This window comes from Paenibacillus mesophilus, from assembly GCF_005938385.1.
In the GTDB taxonomy this organism is placed as follows: domain Bacteria; phylum Bacillota; class Bacilli; order Paenibacillales; family NBRC-103111; genus Paenibacillus_AB; species Paenibacillus_AB mesophilus.
Genome location: NZ_VCRA01000009.1, coordinates 22,198 through 37,196, shown reverse-complemented (window position 1 = coordinate 37,196; position 14,999 = coordinate 22,198). Strand labels below are relative to the sequence as shown.

Annotated in this window: 16 protein-coding genes; 4 read left to right on the top strand and 12 right to left on the bottom strand. The window is 55.2% G+C overall.

Going from position 1 to position 14,999, the window contains the following annotated elements:
* Positions 1-172 precede the first annotated feature (172 nt).
* The 3 genes from FE783_RS17390 to FE783_RS37615 form a co-directional block, all read right to left on the bottom strand.
* Positions 173-1,159, bottom strand: coding sequence for a bile acid:sodium symporter family protein (locus FE783_RS17390; RefSeq protein ID WP_238403124.1), 987 nt, complete (start codon positions 1,157-1,159; stop codon positions 173-175).
* Between the two features lie 201 nt (positions 1,160-1,360).
* Entirely contained in the window at positions 1,361-1,528 is a 168-nt protein-coding gene (locus tag FE783_RS37620; protein WP_158301880.1) for a hypothetical protein, read from the bottom strand.
* A 62-nt stretch (positions 1,529-1,590) separates the two neighbouring features.
* On the bottom strand, positions 1,591-1,728 hold the full coding sequence (locus FE783_RS37615; RefSeq protein WP_158301879.1) for a hypothetical protein: 138 nt from the start codon (positions 1,726-1,728) through the stop codon (positions 1,591-1,593).
* A 15-nt stretch (positions 1,729-1,743) separates the two neighbouring features.
* Here FE783_RS37615 and FE783_RS17385 point away from each other — a divergent pair, with 15 nt between their 5' ends.
* Complete coding sequence (locus FE783_RS17385; RefSeq protein WP_138880658.1) at positions 1,744-2,640, top strand: LysR family transcriptional regulator; 897 nt, start codon at positions 1,744-1,746, stop codon at positions 2,638-2,640.
* Between the two features lie 60 nt (positions 2,641-2,700).
* On the opposite strand, the gene FE783_RS17380 is transcribed toward FE783_RS17385, so the two are convergent.
* The 3 genes from FE783_RS17380 to FE783_RS17370 all read right to left on the bottom strand — a co-directional run bounded on the left by FE783_RS17380 (position 2,701) and on the right by FE783_RS17370 (position 5,702).
* Positions 2,701-3,348 carry a MarR family winged helix-turn-helix transcriptional regulator gene (locus FE783_RS17380; protein WP_238403123.1) on the bottom strand — a complete coding sequence of 216 codons (648 nt, stop codon included), beginning with the start codon at positions 3,346-3,348 and terminating at the stop codon, positions 2,701-2,703.
* Between the two features lie 154 nt (positions 3,349-3,502).
* Positions 3,503-3,742, bottom strand: a complete 240-nt coding sequence (locus FE783_RS17375; protein WP_138880657.1) for a thioredoxin family protein — start codon at positions 3,740-3,742, stop codon at positions 3,503-3,505.
* Between the two features lie 430 nt (positions 3,743-4,172).
* Positions 4,173-5,702, bottom strand: coding sequence for a fumarate hydratase (locus FE783_RS17370; RefSeq protein ID WP_138880656.1), 1,530 nt, complete (start codon positions 5,700-5,702; stop codon positions 4,173-4,175).
* A 381-nt stretch (positions 5,703-6,083) separates the two neighbouring features.
* Here FE783_RS17370 and FE783_RS17365 point away from each other — a divergent pair, with 381 nt between their 5' ends.
* On the top strand, positions 6,084-6,935 hold the full coding sequence (locus tag FE783_RS17365; protein WP_138880655.1) for a polysaccharide deacetylase family protein: 852 nt from the start codon (positions 6,084-6,086) through the stop codon (positions 6,933-6,935).
* 35 nt (positions 6,936-6,970) lie between these two features.
* Complete coding sequence (gene yfbR, locus FE783_RS17360; protein WP_138880654.1) at positions 6,971-7,573, top strand: 5'-deoxynucleotidase; 603 nt, start codon at positions 6,971-6,973, stop codon at positions 7,571-7,573.
* A gap of 52 nt (positions 7,574-7,625) precedes the next feature.
* Here yfbR and FE783_RS17355 read toward each other — a convergent pair whose 3' ends face one another.
* The 4 genes from FE783_RS17355 to FE783_RS17340 all read right to left on the bottom strand — a co-directional run bounded on the left by FE783_RS17355 (position 7,626) and on the right by FE783_RS17340 (position 11,072).
* Complete coding sequence (locus tag FE783_RS17355) at positions 7,626-8,015, bottom strand: hypothetical protein (protein ID WP_138880653.1); 390 nt, start codon at positions 8,013-8,015, stop codon at positions 7,626-7,628.
* 131 nt (positions 8,016-8,146) lie between these two features.
* Positions 8,147-8,518: a Rieske (2Fe-2S) protein gene (locus tag FE783_RS17350; protein WP_138880652.1), complete on the bottom strand. Its 372-nt coding sequence runs from the start codon at positions 8,516-8,518 to the stop codon at positions 8,147-8,149.
* Positions 8,515-9,666: an amidohydrolase family protein gene (locus FE783_RS17345; RefSeq protein ID WP_138880651.1), complete on the bottom strand. Its 1,152-nt coding sequence runs from the start codon at positions 9,664-9,666 to the stop codon at positions 8,515-8,517. Before FE783_RS17345 ends, FE783_RS17350 begins: the two co-directional genes overlap by 4 nt.
* Positions 9,667-9,713: 47 nt before the next feature.
* Entirely contained in the window at positions 9,714-11,072 is a 1,359-nt protein-coding gene (locus FE783_RS17340) for an ABC transporter substrate-binding protein (RefSeq protein WP_158301878.1), read from the bottom strand.
* Between the two features lie 307 nt (positions 11,073-11,379).
* Here FE783_RS17340 and FE783_RS17335 point away from each other — a divergent pair, with 307 nt between their 5' ends.
* Positions 11,380-12,165 (top strand): helix-turn-helix domain-containing protein, encoded by a 786-nt coding sequence (locus FE783_RS17335; protein ID WP_138880649.1) that lies wholly within the window; start codon positions 11,380-11,382, stop codon positions 12,163-12,165.
* A 360-nt stretch (positions 12,166-12,525) separates the two neighbouring features.
* Here FE783_RS17335 and mdh read toward each other — a convergent pair whose 3' ends face one another.
* Both mdh and icd read right to left on the bottom strand, forming a co-directional pair.
* Positions 12,526-13,467: a malate dehydrogenase gene (mdh, locus tag FE783_RS17330; RefSeq protein WP_138880648.1), complete on the bottom strand. Its 942-nt coding sequence runs from the start codon at positions 13,465-13,467 to the stop codon at positions 12,526-12,528.
* A gap of 111 nt (positions 13,468-13,578) precedes the next feature.
* Positions 13,579-14,877: an NADP-dependent isocitrate dehydrogenase gene (icd, locus tag FE783_RS17325; RefSeq protein ID WP_138880647.1), complete on the bottom strand. Its 1,299-nt coding sequence runs from the start codon at positions 14,875-14,877 to the stop codon at positions 13,579-13,581.
* Positions 14,878-14,999 lie beyond the last annotated feature (122 nt).

Here is a 14,999-nt window from a genome sequence, read left to right as displayed (position 1 = left end):
ACAGGCCGGTATTCTATAAGTTGACTGTTGTTCATTTTGACGCTTTTCGGGGGCTCCCCCGAAAGTATTCGGAATAAGCTGCGAAGGCCTCCTTCACTTTTGGGGGGCTTTTCGGGGGCTCCCCCGAAAGTATTCGGAATAAGCTGCGAAGGCCTTCTTCACTTTTGGGGGATCAAGTATTTATCGTAGCTTGCACGTCTCGCTTTTTCCAGTAAAGTTTTTGTAAACGGTGCTGGAGCGTAGCCATCGGCTGCTGAATGAGGATACCCATGACGACGGGAACGGCGGCGGCCGGCTCGAAATATTGCAGGGCGATGACGATGCCGAGCGAAATATTGCGCATCCCCGAGCTGTACGTGATCGTAACCGTCACTTCCCGGTTCCGGAAAGGCAAGGCGCCGAACCAGCCCAGCGCGTAACAGAACACGACGAACAGCAGCACGACCGGCACCAGCTTGACCAGCTCCCCCTTCATGGCGAAAACGTGCGGAGCAATGGCAGCCGCGTTGATCAGGATGACGGCAGCGAAAGCCAGCTTTGATATCGGCACCGAATAAGGAGCCGACCATAACTTGGCTCTTCCCCCGCTCCACGCATTGACCGCTACGCCGAGCACCGTCGGAACGAATATGATGACGAGCAAATCCCGCATGACCTTCCACTGGTCGAAATGAATGTCCGCGCCGAACAGCAAATCGACCGCGAACGGTACGACGAACGGGCTGATCAGCGAATCGATGACGATCATCGTCAGGACGAGAGGGACGTTGCCGCCCGACAATCCGACCCAGATCACGGAAGAGACGCCGAGCGGTATGACGGCGAACAGCACGAGCCCCACAATATAAGGGGAGCCCGGACCGAACAGCATCGTTCCCGCCGCATAAGCGGCCAGCGGAGCCACGAAGTGGACCAGCGCCAGCGTCATGACGATCGGCAGCGGCATTCCGAGCGCGCCGCGCATTTGCCGCGGATTGCAGCCGAGCGCCATCACGAACGTGATATAAGCGAACAAGTAAGGGACGAGCGCCGTGGCATCCTCAAGCCATTTGTAAAAGAAAAACCCGAGTATCATCGATACCGGGGTAATGACGAACATTTTCGCCTCGAACCAATCGTTGAAGCGGAGGCCGAACGGTTTAGGTGTGGTCGTTTCCATCGCAGAATTTCATCCCTGTCCGTATAAGCTGACTTGAACACCGGCGGCGTGCTCCAACCTGTAAATTCGCCGAATTTACAGCTATTCTGCAAGTCCTATCGATCGAGACCGTCTGCAAGGACACGCCGACAATGCTTCCATTGTATCAAGGATCGAGCGGAATGAAAACTGCCGATTTCATCCCCCCCTCGGCCTGCCGGGCTACTCGGAATCGCTCCGTTTCAGCAGCGCCATTTGCTCTTCGATGACCCTCAGCAAATACTCGCAGTCGTCGACTTCCGTCCAATTGTTGTCCTTCTTGTGCCAATCCAAGCAAAAACGGACGTGCTCCCTCCACTGCTGCAGCTCGCCGTACGTGCTGGCCCGCACTCGCTCCTTCTCGTAATTGCGATGCAGGACGAATCACCTCCCGATCATTTCCCCCCGAAAAATTACCGATTCTTTTCCTTGATACGATAGGCAATTTCTATGGTAAACGGATGAGCGATCCCGGATTGCTCTTCCTTTTTCATACGATTGCCGTTATGATTATCGAAAAATAATAGCTTTTTCCTATCATTCACCGTCATACTGGAGGCACTCCCATGGAACTGAAACAGCTGGAATATTTTATTGCCGTTTGCCGGGAGCTTCATTTTACCCGCGCCGCCGAGAAGCTGGGCATCGCGCAGCCGTCGCTCAGCCAGCAAATCCGCCTGCTCGAGCACGAGATCGGCACGCCCTTGTTCGACCGCGTAGGCAAAAAAACGGTCATGACCGAAGCGGGTCGGGCGCTGCTGCACCATAGCTACAACGTGTTTCACGAGCTGTCTCAGGCGCGCGCCGTCATCAGCGAGCTGCAAGGCTTGAAGCGCGGGACGCTCAAAATCGGCGCGCTGCTGACCGTCGTGAACTACTTGCTCCCTCCGACCGTCATCGGGTTCCATCGCAGCTATCCGAACGTCGAGCTGTCCATTCTCGGCTTGCGCACCGGGGATATATTCGACGGGCTGCTGCAAAATGAGCTCGATCTCGGCATCGCGCTACTGCCGATGGAACACGACGACCTGGTCTCGATACCGCTGCACGAGGAAAATCTCGCGCTCGCCGCACCCGTCGACCACCCTTTCGCCGACCGGCCGCACGTCTCGCTCGACGTTTTGAAGGAGACGCCGTCCGTGCTGCTGCCCGTCACGTATTCCATGCGCCGGCTTATCGACGAGCATTGCCGCGCGCACGGCTTCGCGCCGCGTCCGGTCATGGAGATGACGACGATGGAATCGATCGTCAATATGGTCGGCAAAGGCGTCGGCGTCACCGTCCTGCCGAAAGCTTATCTCGATTATATCGACAATCCGAACATCCGCACCGTTCCGATTCAAAACCCGTCGATCACGACACAGATCGGGCTCGTGTACCGCAAAAACAAACATTTGTGCGCGGCGAGCCGCGTCTTCATGGAGCAGCTGATCGCGACGATCAAAGCCGGCAGCTTCAAGTAGGAGCGGACGCCCTGCGTCCCGCCAAGACCCGACGCCGGAGCGGCGGCGTTCGGTAATCGCTTACGTCTTCGGGGAGGGCGTATGTTCCGGGCATTCCTTCAGGGAAGCTTCATGGGTCAAATACGTTCGGACCAGCTCGCAATAATGGGGAGCGGCTGCGTCGCCGGCGTTCGGACGGAAATGGACGCAGCCCGAGCAAGGCTCCGCTGCGAACAGGTAGCCGCTTCTGTGCATAGCGGCGACGACAGTGCCGAGTCCCGACTCGAATTGCGCCAGCGTATCGTCCGCGATCGGCCGCAACGTTTCCTCCAGCGTGCGCCCCCACTGTTCGATACTCGATGCCGTCTGTGTGCCTGCGGCGGTCAAGCCGAGCAAAGTGACCCGGCGATCGCCGGCCTTTTGCATTTTAACGATTAATCCTTTGCGGACGAGTCCGTTCGCTGTTTTCACGGCGGTAACGTGCGTCGTCCCCAGCGCATGGGCCAGATTGCCGACCGTCGCTGCATCCCCGCGCGTATGGAAGGCGAACAGCAGCGTCTGGATTTGGACGGGAGACAGTCCGAACGCGTCGCTTTCCGCTTGCGTCATTTTTTTGATCGCTTGCGAGAGCCGGAACAAGGCCATGCCGATTCTGGCGGAGCGATCGTCCTTGCGCGACCGGGAATCGAATATCATGTGAAAACGCACCTGCCATCCGTTTTTTCTCATTGTACATGCAATCCTGAACGGAAAAAAGCGGACGACAGACGACACACTCCCCGAATAAGTCCCCTGGACGTGAAAAAGCTCCCGATGGAGCTTTGGCGGCGATGTTCCGAGACTTCATCAGGGGATGCCGGCGCGGCTCCCTGTGCGGCTGCGATTACCCGTTCTTGACGTCTTCCAGGCTCGCGCCAAAGTTGATATGATAGACGCTGCCGCCGATCACCAAGGCGGGAACCGACTTGACGCCGGCCTTCTCGGCTTCCTCGATCCGGCTGCGGGTGGTGCCGAGATGAACGACTTCGGTTTGGACTTTGGCCGTGTCCAAATAGGACAGCACCGTTTGTTCGGCGTCGACGCATACGGGGCATCCCGCGTGATAAAATACGGCTTTTGACATGGAAACCATCTCCTTCACATTTTATGTAGCATTGCTACATTTCAAGTATAAGAGCCGGGCCCGCCATCGATCAATTGCGATTCTATTATCGTAACGATAGGTGAATCCGATCGTTCGACGCTGCGGGTCGAGTGCGGGGCATTATAATGAACCGAATTTGCTTATTTGTGAACCTCATTGCGTTATTTGACACCACTTCTCGGTATTTGGAGGAACAATGAACCTGAAGTAACTATTACCGAACTTAAGTTCAGTAATAGTTACTTTTGGATCGCTATCTGCAGAATTCGCCCATCTGGCAAGCGATTAGCGCAATTGAGTTCAGTAATAGTGATGTTTGGTTCGTTCCAGCCCATATCCAAATTATGGTGTGAAAAAAGCCCTGGTATCCGGCCGGATACCAGGGCTTATCTTATCCTAGATGAATCGCTTATTTGAATACAGGCTCTTTGAATTCGGCCAGCTTCTCGAGCGAGCTCTTGTCCACGTCGGCGTGAAGGCTGTTGCCGTGCGAATCCATCGTCACGATCGCCGCGAACCCTTCCACCTGCAAATGCCACATCGCTTCGGGAACGCCGAATTCCATGAAGTGGACGCTGTCCACCTTCTTGATGCATTCCGCGTAATATTGCGCGGCGCCGCCGATCGCGTTCAAATAGACGCCTCCGTGCTCCTTCAGCGCGGCGAGCGTTTTCGGACCCATGCCGCCTTTACCGATAACGGCGCGAAGTCCGAACTTTTTCAAAATATCGCCCTGATACGGCTCCTCGCGGATGCTCGTCGTCGGCCCGGCCGCACGCACGTGCCACTCCCCGCTCTCGTCCTTGGACATGACCGGTCCGCAATGGTAGATGACATGCCCGTTCAAATCGATCGGAGCGTCATGGTCCATCAAATATTTATGCAGCGCGTCGCGGCCGGTATGCATCGGACCGTTGATGACGACGACGTCGCCTACACGGAGACCGCGGATTTGCTCCTCCGTAATCGGCGCCTGCAGCACGACTTCGCGGCGGCTGTCATCTTTTTTCTTCTGGGTCGGATCGGCCATGGCTACGTTGCTGCCGCCTTCGTACACCCAGTCCTTGATTTCGCCCGTGGCGGAATCGAGGATGACGCCTTGACGGCGGAACGCCCAGCAGTTATACGCGACCGATACGAAGAAGCTGGCCGGCAGGCGGTCCATCACGCCGACTTTGCAGCCGAGCAGCGTCACTTGTCCGCCGAAGCCCATCGTGCCGATACCGAGCTTGTTCGCGTTCGCAAGCACATATTCCTCGAGCTTCGCAAGCTCCGGATTCGGATTAACGTCATCCGACTGGCGGAACAGCTGATGCTTGGCCAATTCATAGCCCGTCGTACGGTCGCCGCCGATACCTACGCCGATGAAGCCGGCGCTGCAGCCTTGTCCTTGCGCCTGGTATACCGCGTGCATGATGCATTTGCGGATGCCGTCGAGATCGCGGCCCGCTTTGCCTACGCCTTCAAGCTCGGCCGGAAGGCTGTATTGGATGTTTTTGTTCTCGCAGCCGCCGCCCTTCAGGATAAGCCGGACGTCGATGTCGTCCTTCTCCCACTGCTCGAAATGAATGACCGGAACGCCGGGACCGATATTGTCGCCGCTGTTGGCGCCGGTCAGCGAATCGACCGAATTCGGGCGGAGCTTGCTGTCCTTCGTCGCTTGGCGGACCGCTTCCACGATATGCTTCTTCATCTCAATCTGGTTGGCGCCTACGGGACAATGGATGATGAACGTCGGCATGCCGGTATCTTGACAGATCGGCGAGACGTTGCATTCCGCCATCGTAATGTTCTCCGATATGGTCGACAGCGACAGCGCCGCGCGGGTGCCTTCGTCCTCCTGCTCCTGGGCGCGCTGAATGGCCCGGCGGACGTCGGCGGGCAAATTGGTGGACGTTTCTACGATCAGTTTATAAATGCTTTCTCGAAACTGCTGCATACGGGGTTGTTGCTCCTTTCGGACGTAAAAATGCTATAATGAATGCTCTACCTCGATCATACCACTTTAGAATAATTGTTTACAACGATCGGGAAGGATTTCCGGCAACATTCGCGAATGATTAATAGTTTGGTTTGAGGTTGTTGTAAAAGTCTGCAAGGGAGGAAGCGGTTAAGGCAAGAGGTGGGGGAATGTGCTCCACTTCCGTTAAAATCGTGTTGTTTTTTTGGAATTTTCAGCGGTTACAACAAGATTTTAAAGTCAGCCGTTTCACTTTACGCACATCTCCCCCACCTCTTTTGGTATTTCAACTCTCACTTTAGACTTTTTCAACGACTTGTTGGTTTCCATAAATTTTGCACGAGTAAGGAGTATGGCAGCATGGCTAAACAGATATTAAGCTCGATGATCCTGTTCCTGATCGGCATTACGCTTCTGCTGCCCGCGCTGCGCGCCACCGAAGGCAAAGCGCCGTATTCCGATCAAGTGGCCGTCCTGATGTACCATCACGTGCACGATACGGACGAGAGCTCCTCCACCATTTCGTCGAAGCTGTTCGAGGATCAGCTTACTTATCTTCGCGATCGCGGGTACAAGTTCATTTCGCTGGAGCAATTCGAACAATATATGCAGGGCGCGAGCGTTCCCGACAATGCCGTGTTCGTCACGTTCGACGACGGCTACGAAAGCTTCTACACCCACGCTTATCCGATCTTGACGAAGCACGGCATACCGGCAACCAACTTCGTCATTACCGATAAACACGCCAATCCGCAAGAGTACCAGCCGCCGTTCATGTCCGCCGACCAAATCATGACGATGACCTCGGCCCATCCGCGCATGATCAGCGCACAATGCCATACGAACGGTATGCATAACGATCCGGTTACGCCCTACATGACGAATCGAATTATCGTCGACGGCGTCCGGGAGACGGAGGAGCAGTACAGGGAACGGATCGTCGCCGATACGCAGGCGTGTATCCGAACCATGACGCCGCTCGGTCCGGAGAAAGTAAATGCTATGGCTTACCCGTACGGGGTTTTCGACAAATTGTCCGCGGAGCTCGTTCGTGAAGCCGGCATCCAATACGCTTTCACGATCGTCCCGGAGATGGCCAAGCGGAGCGCCAGTCCGCTGCAAATCCCGCGCATTAATGCGGGCAACCCGAACATTACGCCGGAAGTGCTGGTCGAGAAGATCAGGCGGCGCATCCAATTGAACGTCCCTTGAATCCGAATATCCCGCATAGCGAGGTGAGACCGTATATGGAAAGCCATTTTTTCGCTTATTTGTACCGGTTGCGTTATATCGAGCGCTGGAGTCTGATGCGTAACGTGCTGAAGGAAAACGTCGCGGAGCATTCGTTCCACGTCTCGCTGCTTACCCATGCGTTGTGCACGATCGCGAACACCGTATACGGCCGCCAGCTCCCTACGGAGACGATCGTAACCGAAGCGCTGTTCCATGACACGACCGAGGTGTTCACGGGAGACATCCCTACCCCGGTCAAGCATCATAACCCGAACATATTGCGCAACTTCCGCGAGATCGAGCAGATGGCCGCGGAACGGCTCGTCAACATGGTGCCGGACGAGCTCCAGTCGACGTACCGTCCGCTTATTGAAGCGAAGAAGACGAATCCCGAGCACAGCCGTTATATCAAAGCCGCCGATCTGCTGGACGCGTATCTGAAATGCGTCTCGGAGCTGTCGGCCGGCAACCGCGAATTTACGGTCGCGAAGAAACAGATCGAGCAATCGATCGAGAAGCTCGACATGCCGGAAATCCGCTACTTCCTGCAGCACCTGGCTCCGAGTTTCGAGAAGACGCTGGACGAGCTGAACGAGTCGGACAATAGCGGCGTCTAAAAAAAGGAAACCGGACGGTCCTCTACGGACCGTCCGGTTTCCTTGTACCCCATTATTTAGGCCCGAGCATCATAGCCATTAGCAGAGCGTAGCTCACGCCCGAGATCAGGGTGAACGTCCGCAGCTTGCGCAGCGCCGCTCCCCCGGTTTCCCCGGCAATCAGCTTCTTAAACGGTTTGGAAGCCATCCCGGTCATGGCGAACATGACGAGAATGAGCACGACGGCCAGAACCATCCACAGAACCGAATAATCCGCCTTGCTGACCATATACCCCCCTGACAGAAAAGCCAACACCAACACGTACTGCCCGATCCGGTTCCCTCTGCTCAGCGCGATGGCCGTGGAACGGTTAGCCGCTCCTCCCACCAAAAACGGAAGCAAAATGTAGAAAATAAGGGCTAGCGCGGAAAGAACATGAATGACGTACATCGTCTGATACACGACTGTCTTGCCTCCTTCGGTTTACACAGGTGGAATCTCGTTCCATCTGTAGTATACCGAAAAGCAAGTCCCGATACAAACATCCCGCCCTCTTGTCGCGAAAACGTCAAAATGCCCGCATGCCATGCCCTTCATACGTGTACGATCACGTTCTCCTCGTCAACCGAAACCTCGTACCGCTCCACCGTGACGTCGTACTTCTTCGTTCTCGTCTTCGGATCGACAATCATGCATCCCGTCTTTATATCAAACTCCCAGAAATGCCAAGGGCACCTTACGATTTCCCCTTCGCGCTCGTAATGGAAGTCTCCGGGTCTGTCCGAGGTAACGAGCGCCGAAGTAATCCCGTCACAAAGAGCCGCGCCTTGATGAGGGCAAAGATTGCGAATCGCATAGAAGCTTCCGTTCAAATTGTATACGCCGATGCTGCGTCCGTTTACATCGACGATTTTGCTTGATCCCGGGGGAATATCCGACACGGTGCCTACCGGATAGGCCGTCATTGTCCGTCCCCTCCCAAAGCGCCGTCTCTTGCCGGCAATCCGTACAGCTCGGCCGCGTTCTGGTAAAAAATGCGCTCGCGCAGCTCATCGGGCAGCTTCGGAAAAGCTTGCACCGGGGAATCGAAGTCCCAATGCGGGTAATCGCTGGAAAACATCAGACACTCGTCGGCATGGATCGCTTCAAGCATCGGCAAAAACATGTCCTTCTTATGCGGCATTTCGATCGGCTGGGACGTGACGCGCACATGCTCGCGGTAATATTCGCTCGGGCGCTTCTTCACCCACGGCGTATGGTGACGCAGCGCCTTCCAGTCCTCATCCATTCTCCAGATCGCCGGAGCGATCCATAGCGTGCCGGCTTCGATCATAACGACCTTTAGCGTCGGGAACAGCTCGAATACCCCTTCATAGATGAAGCTGGCCAGATGCGTCATCATAATACCCGCGCGGGCCAGCCGATACTCCGCATAGTGCGACACGTAACCGGCTCCGGTCGGCGGCGGGTTGATTCCGATTCCCTCCATGCTTACGTGAATGCCGAAGGGCAAATTGTGCCTGACGCACGCTTCGTAAATAGGATAATAGTGACGGTGCCCGTAAGGCTTCTCAGCTCCGTTCGAGACGATCACCTGAACAAAGCCGGGATGTGAGCCGACACGATCGATTTCCCGTGCCGATTTGACCGGGTCCTGCTTCGGAATCATGATCGATGCCTTGAATCGCGGCTCTTTGTCGAGTATGTGCTCGATCGTGTAATCGTTGCAAGCCGAGCAGATCGCCGCGGCGTAATCCGTATCCGGGGTCGTATTGATCCCGTAATCCATCCCGGTTATAATACCGTGCTCGATATTGTACTTGTCGAGCAGGTCGGCCCGCAAAAAATCGAGCATGACCGCTTCGTCGCCCGGCGGCACTTTGCGGCCCTGCATCGAGCCGTTGATGCCGCCGTTGTTGTACATGCCGATTTGCGCCGGTACGCGAGAGCCCCACGTTTCCACCTGCTCGCGGTAAAAGCGCGGCAAATACGGCTTGAGCGCATTGTATCCGCCTCGCAGCGGAGCGAGGTGAAGATCGCAATCGATAATCGAACGTTTCCTATTCGAAGCGGCTTCCGTCGTATTTTGCTGATCCTGCTGCATGGTACTCATATGGCTTCACTCCTGTCCGAAGGTTGTTTCTCTTCTTCTGTATCGTTTTATTTTCCTTGCTTGGCCAGTTCGTCGGCGACCGCTTTATCCGCCCGATCGGACGCGGTCCTTAGCGCCGTATTGGTATTGGTGCCATTTTTCAATATATCGATCGCCGCACTAGTCACTTCTTTTTCCACGAGGTTCGAATACCGATATATGTCGGCGGACGGCGCATACTTGGCCGGCAGCAGCGCCTTCAGGTTTTGCGTTTTGGCCAACGGCTCGCCCTCCGCCAAATATTTCATCAAATGGCTCGGGTCCTTCAGCGACGACATGTAGCCTTGCCGCATAATATGCTGCTGGAACTCGTCGGAAGCGACGAACATAAGCACCTGGAACGCGGCGTCACGCGATTTGCTCGTCTTAAACTGGTAAAAGTAGTACGGGGACACCTGCGAGCCGACGCCCGGCATATCTTTCCACTGCGGCATTTGCGCCATGTCCCAGTCCTTGAAATCCTGCACCTTGCTCCATAAAGCGGGAGCGTAGCGCGTAATATGCAGCATCATCGCCGCTGTCCGTTCTTTTTCGAACAGGCTGACCTGGGTTGACATGGAATCATTGGGCAATTCATTTCCGGGAATCTGGTACATCCGAACCATATTGTCAAATTCCCGCTTGAACTTGTCGGCCGTAATCAGCGATTTGTTCGTCTTCAGGTCGACGAGCGGCGCGGACGATTGGTTGAAGCGCAGCACATGGATGAACGAAGAAGCGAGTCCCCGATACTGGATGCCGCCATGCGTCCGGGTCAGCGCCTTCGCGAGCGTGTACACGTCGTCCCACGTCATCCCGTCCTTCGGGTACGGCTGGGCGAATAGATCGAATATTTGCTTGTTGTAAAACAAGATCGGCGTCGTAACCGAGAACGGAATGCCGTATATACCTCCGTTTGCGAATTTCCGCTGCACCTCTACGGCATTCGGCTCCAACCGGTTCAGGTCGAACTTGTACTTTTTGATCAGATCGCTGATGTCGTCCTGCAAGCCGAATTGGATGAGACTGTTATACGTAATGTCGGCGGCCGAAATGTCGATGTCGATATTCAGCTGCCCGGATGCGATCAGATCGGCGAGCGATGCCCCTTTTCCCGTATTTTGATGGTATTTGATTTTGTAGTTCGGAAATTTTTTGGCAATCACGCTCCCGTACTTGGCCATGAACAGCTCTTCCGATTCGGTCGGCGCCGTCGAGTTGTAAAACGTCAGTTCGGCCGGTATCGCGGTTATATCCGCCGGCGCCTGTGCCTGCGCTTGTGCGGAGCCGCTCCCCTCCCCGCCCGAATCGCGGCCGCTGCCGCACGATGTCAGCAAAACAACGGCGAGTCCCAGACCGGCGAGCCGGTATCCTTGTTTTGGCGGCAAACCCATTCCCCCTTTTTTTTGTTGTATGAGTGTCTGGCAGCGGATTGCCGGGTATGCGCTGACTTTATCCCGATCGAGCGCAAATGGCTAGTATTTGCTTGCCCGCAACCGCTTTCACGTTAAGCATACACTCGCGCACCGGGGAACGTAATGCACGAATTTTAGGTAATATAGACACTTTTTTTGGTAAGGTTCGGCTTTACAAGCGCATCGAATATGATAATCTCAAAGCAGAGACAGACAAAAGCGTTGCGCCTGCAGGCGCTTGCCGGCGCAACGTCCGAAGACGGACGACGAGGTGAACCGCATGTGCAATTGCGCGATGAAATTGCAGACGTATACGTGTGCCGGACCGCAGCCCGGATTCATGAAGGCGGAGGAGATATTGCCGCTGTTTGTTCTGATCGGGGTGGAGTCCGGCTCGTTCGACTTCGGCATCGGCCAGCAAACAGGCCGGGCTTCCTTCGGCGATCTCGTCTTGGCCCCTCCCGGCGCGGTCTTTAGACGCAAATCGCATGGCGAGATCGCCTTTCACGTATTTTACTTCTCTCCTCCGCCGGAAACGAGCCTGCTTGACAAGCTTCCGGTCGGAAAAGTGTCCGTCGCCGACGTGAGCCGCCTATCCTCGACTTACGCCAGCTTGCGCAAAGCATGGCGCGAGTTCGGCGCCAGCATCAGGCAGCTGGATCTGACAGGCCACCTGCTGATGGATTTGCTCTACATGTGCGAATTAGAAAGGCAGTACGTCTCGACCCGTACCAAAAAAGTAACCGATCCGCTGATGCAGCGGGCCGCCGGCCGCATTCATCGGCAGCTGTTCGGCAGGCTGAATATGCAGGGAATCGCGGCGGAGCTTGGCATCAAGCCGTCCGAATTGACCCGCCGCTTCCGCTTGGCTTATGGGGTTGCTCCCGTCGAATACGCGACCCGCCTGCGGCTTGACGAAGTAAAGCGCTTACTTCGGGAGACGAACGAAACGCTGGATGCGATCGCCTGCCGTTGCGGTTACGAAAGCGGTACTTACTTGAGCCGCGTGTTCCGCTCCAAGCTCGGTGTGACCCCCTCCGCCTTCCGCCATTACAATCAGTTCTAGAGCATAATTCGCAAACAACCCGGAAGCCTCTTGATGAAAAAGGGAGCAACGTTTTTCTAATGGAACAGTGTCCTTCGGAAAAAAAAGAACCGTCAGGTTTAAGTACCTGACGGTTCAGGCTGTCGAGAAACCCCCGATTTTTTCAAGGGCGATTAAAAAGAACATTTTTCACATCATAACGTGGCTCTCAGATCGTTTTAAATCGATTTTTCTTGTTTGAGACGAGAGTCACCACATAAAAAAATAAAGTGCGAAATGCCCATTAGACTTTATCGACACTCTGAACCGTCAGGTTTAAGTACCTGACGGTTTTTCTTTTACAGCCAAAGCCGGACGTACAGCCGAGCGCGATAGTTACAATCAGCCGTTTACAACCTCGATTACGCTGCGAACCGACTGAGCGGACTTATCCATAGCCGCCTTCTCTTCGGCCGTCAGCTCGAGCTCGATCACTTTCTCGATGCCGTCGCCGCCGAGGATCGTCAGAACGCCCATGAACAGGTCGTTATAACCGTACTCGCCTTGCAGCAGTGCGATTGTAGGCAGAATGCGCTTCTTGTCCTTCAGAATCGCTTCCGTCATTTGTACGAGCGAAGCGGCCGGAGCGTAGTACGCGCTGCCATTGCCGAGCAGGTTGACGATTTCGCCGCCGCCCGTACGAGTACGTTGTACGATAGCGTCGATGCGTTCTTTCGGGATCAGCTTCTCGATCGGGATACCGCCTACGCTGGAGTAGCGTACAAGCGGAACCATGTCGTCGCCGTGGCCGCCGAGTACGACGCCGCGAACGTCTTCAACCGATACGTTCAGCTCTTGGGCGATAAACGTATTGTAGCGGGCCGTGTCGAGTACGCCGGATTGGCCGATGACGCGGTTTCTCGGGAAACCGAGCGTCTGGAAAGCAACGTAAGTCATCGCGTCCACCGGGTTGCTCAAGATGATGACGTATGCGTTCGGGCTGTAAGTTTTCACGTTCTCGCAGACGGAACGAACGATTCCCGCGTTCGTGTTCACGAGATCGTCTCGGCTCATGCCCGGTTTGCGAGCGATGCCCGCCGTGATGATGACAACGTCGGAATTTTTCGTCGCTTCATAGTCGGAAGTACCGATAATATTGCTGTCGAAGCCTTGCACGGGGCTCGATTCTAGCATGTCGAGCGCTTTGCCCTTCGTCGGGTTCTCAAGCTGCGGGATGTCGAGCAGAACGACGTCGCCGAGTTCTTTTTGTCCGAGCAGGAATGCAGTCGTCGCGCCTGTAAAACCCGCGCCTACGACAGTAATTTTTTTGCGCTGAATCGCCATGGGAAAAGAACCCTCCTTGAGTTTTTCTTTGGATCTATTCGTTTATAGTATGGCCAAGGGCCCCGAAAAGTAACAGAATTACGTTTCGGAGCCCCGCTTATTTTTGGGAGATTAGCCCATGTTTTTGATTACAAGGTTCGCAAACTCGGAGCACTTCACTTCGGTTGCGCCTTCCATCAGGCGGGCGAAGTCGTAAGTGACCGTTTTGTCGGCGATCGATTTTTCCAAGCCTTTGTAGATCAGGTCAGCCGCTTCGAGCCAGCCGAGGTGCTCCAGCATCATGACGCCGGACAAAGTAACCGAACCCGGGTTGACGACGTCGAGACCGGCATATTTCGGAGCCGTACCGTGAGTAGCTTCGAAAATCGCGTGATGCGTCACGTAGTTGATGTTCGCTCCCGGAGCGATACCGATACCGCCTACTTGAGCCGCCAATGCGTCAGACAAGTAGTCGCCGTTCAGGTTCAGCGTCGCGATGACGTCGAAGTCGGTCGGACGGGTCAATACTTGCTGCAGGGCGATGTCGGCGATCGCGTCTTTTACGACGATTTTGCCGGCTGCTTCCGCATCCTTCTGCGCTTTGTTAGCCGCTTCGACACCTTGCTCTTCTTTGATGCGGTCGTATTGCGCCCAAGTGAACACTTTGTCGCCGTACTCGCGCTCTGCGAGCTCATAGCCCCAGTTTTTGAACGCGCCTTCGGTGAACTTCATGATATTGCCTTTATGCACAAGCGTGAGGCTCTTGCGGCCATGCTTGATCGTGTACTCGATGGCTGCGCGAACGAGACGCTCGGAGCCTTCCTTGGAAACCGGCTTGATGCCGATGCCGGACGTTTCCGGGAAACGGATTTTTTTGACGCCCATTTCCTTTTGCAGAAACTCGAGCACTTTCTTCACTTCGGCCGAGCCTTCTTGCCACTCGACGCCTGCGTAGATGTCCTCTGTGTTCTCGCGGAAGATAACCATGTCTACGAGCTCCGGACGTTTAACCGGGGAAGGAACGCCTTTGAAGTAACGAACCGGACGCAAGCAAACGTACAGGTCGAGCTCTTGACGAAGGGCAACGTTCAGCGAGCGGATCCCGCCGCCTACCGGAGTCGTCAAAGGACCTTTGATCGCCACGATATATTCGCGGATCGCTTCCAGCGTATCGTTAGGCAGCCAGCTGTTGTATTTGTTGAACGCTTTTTCGCCGGCATACACTTCGTACCAAGCGATTTTTTTCTCGCCTTTATAAGCTTTCTCGACAGCCGCATCGAGGATGCGCTTGGAAGCCGCCCAAATGTCCGGGCCTGTACCGTCGCCTTCGATGAACGGAATAATCGGGTTGTTGGGAACGACAAGCTTGCCGTCTTGAATCGTCAGTTTCTCGCCTTCGGTCGGAAGAGCGTAGTTTTCGAATTGAGCCATGGGAAACCTCCTGATATGAAAATTGGTATGGAAAACGCCGTTTGAATTCGGGGGCTCCCCGAAAGTAATCGGACTAAACTGCGAAGGATCGCGTCACTTTGGGGAGTCATGGCGTCTATGCC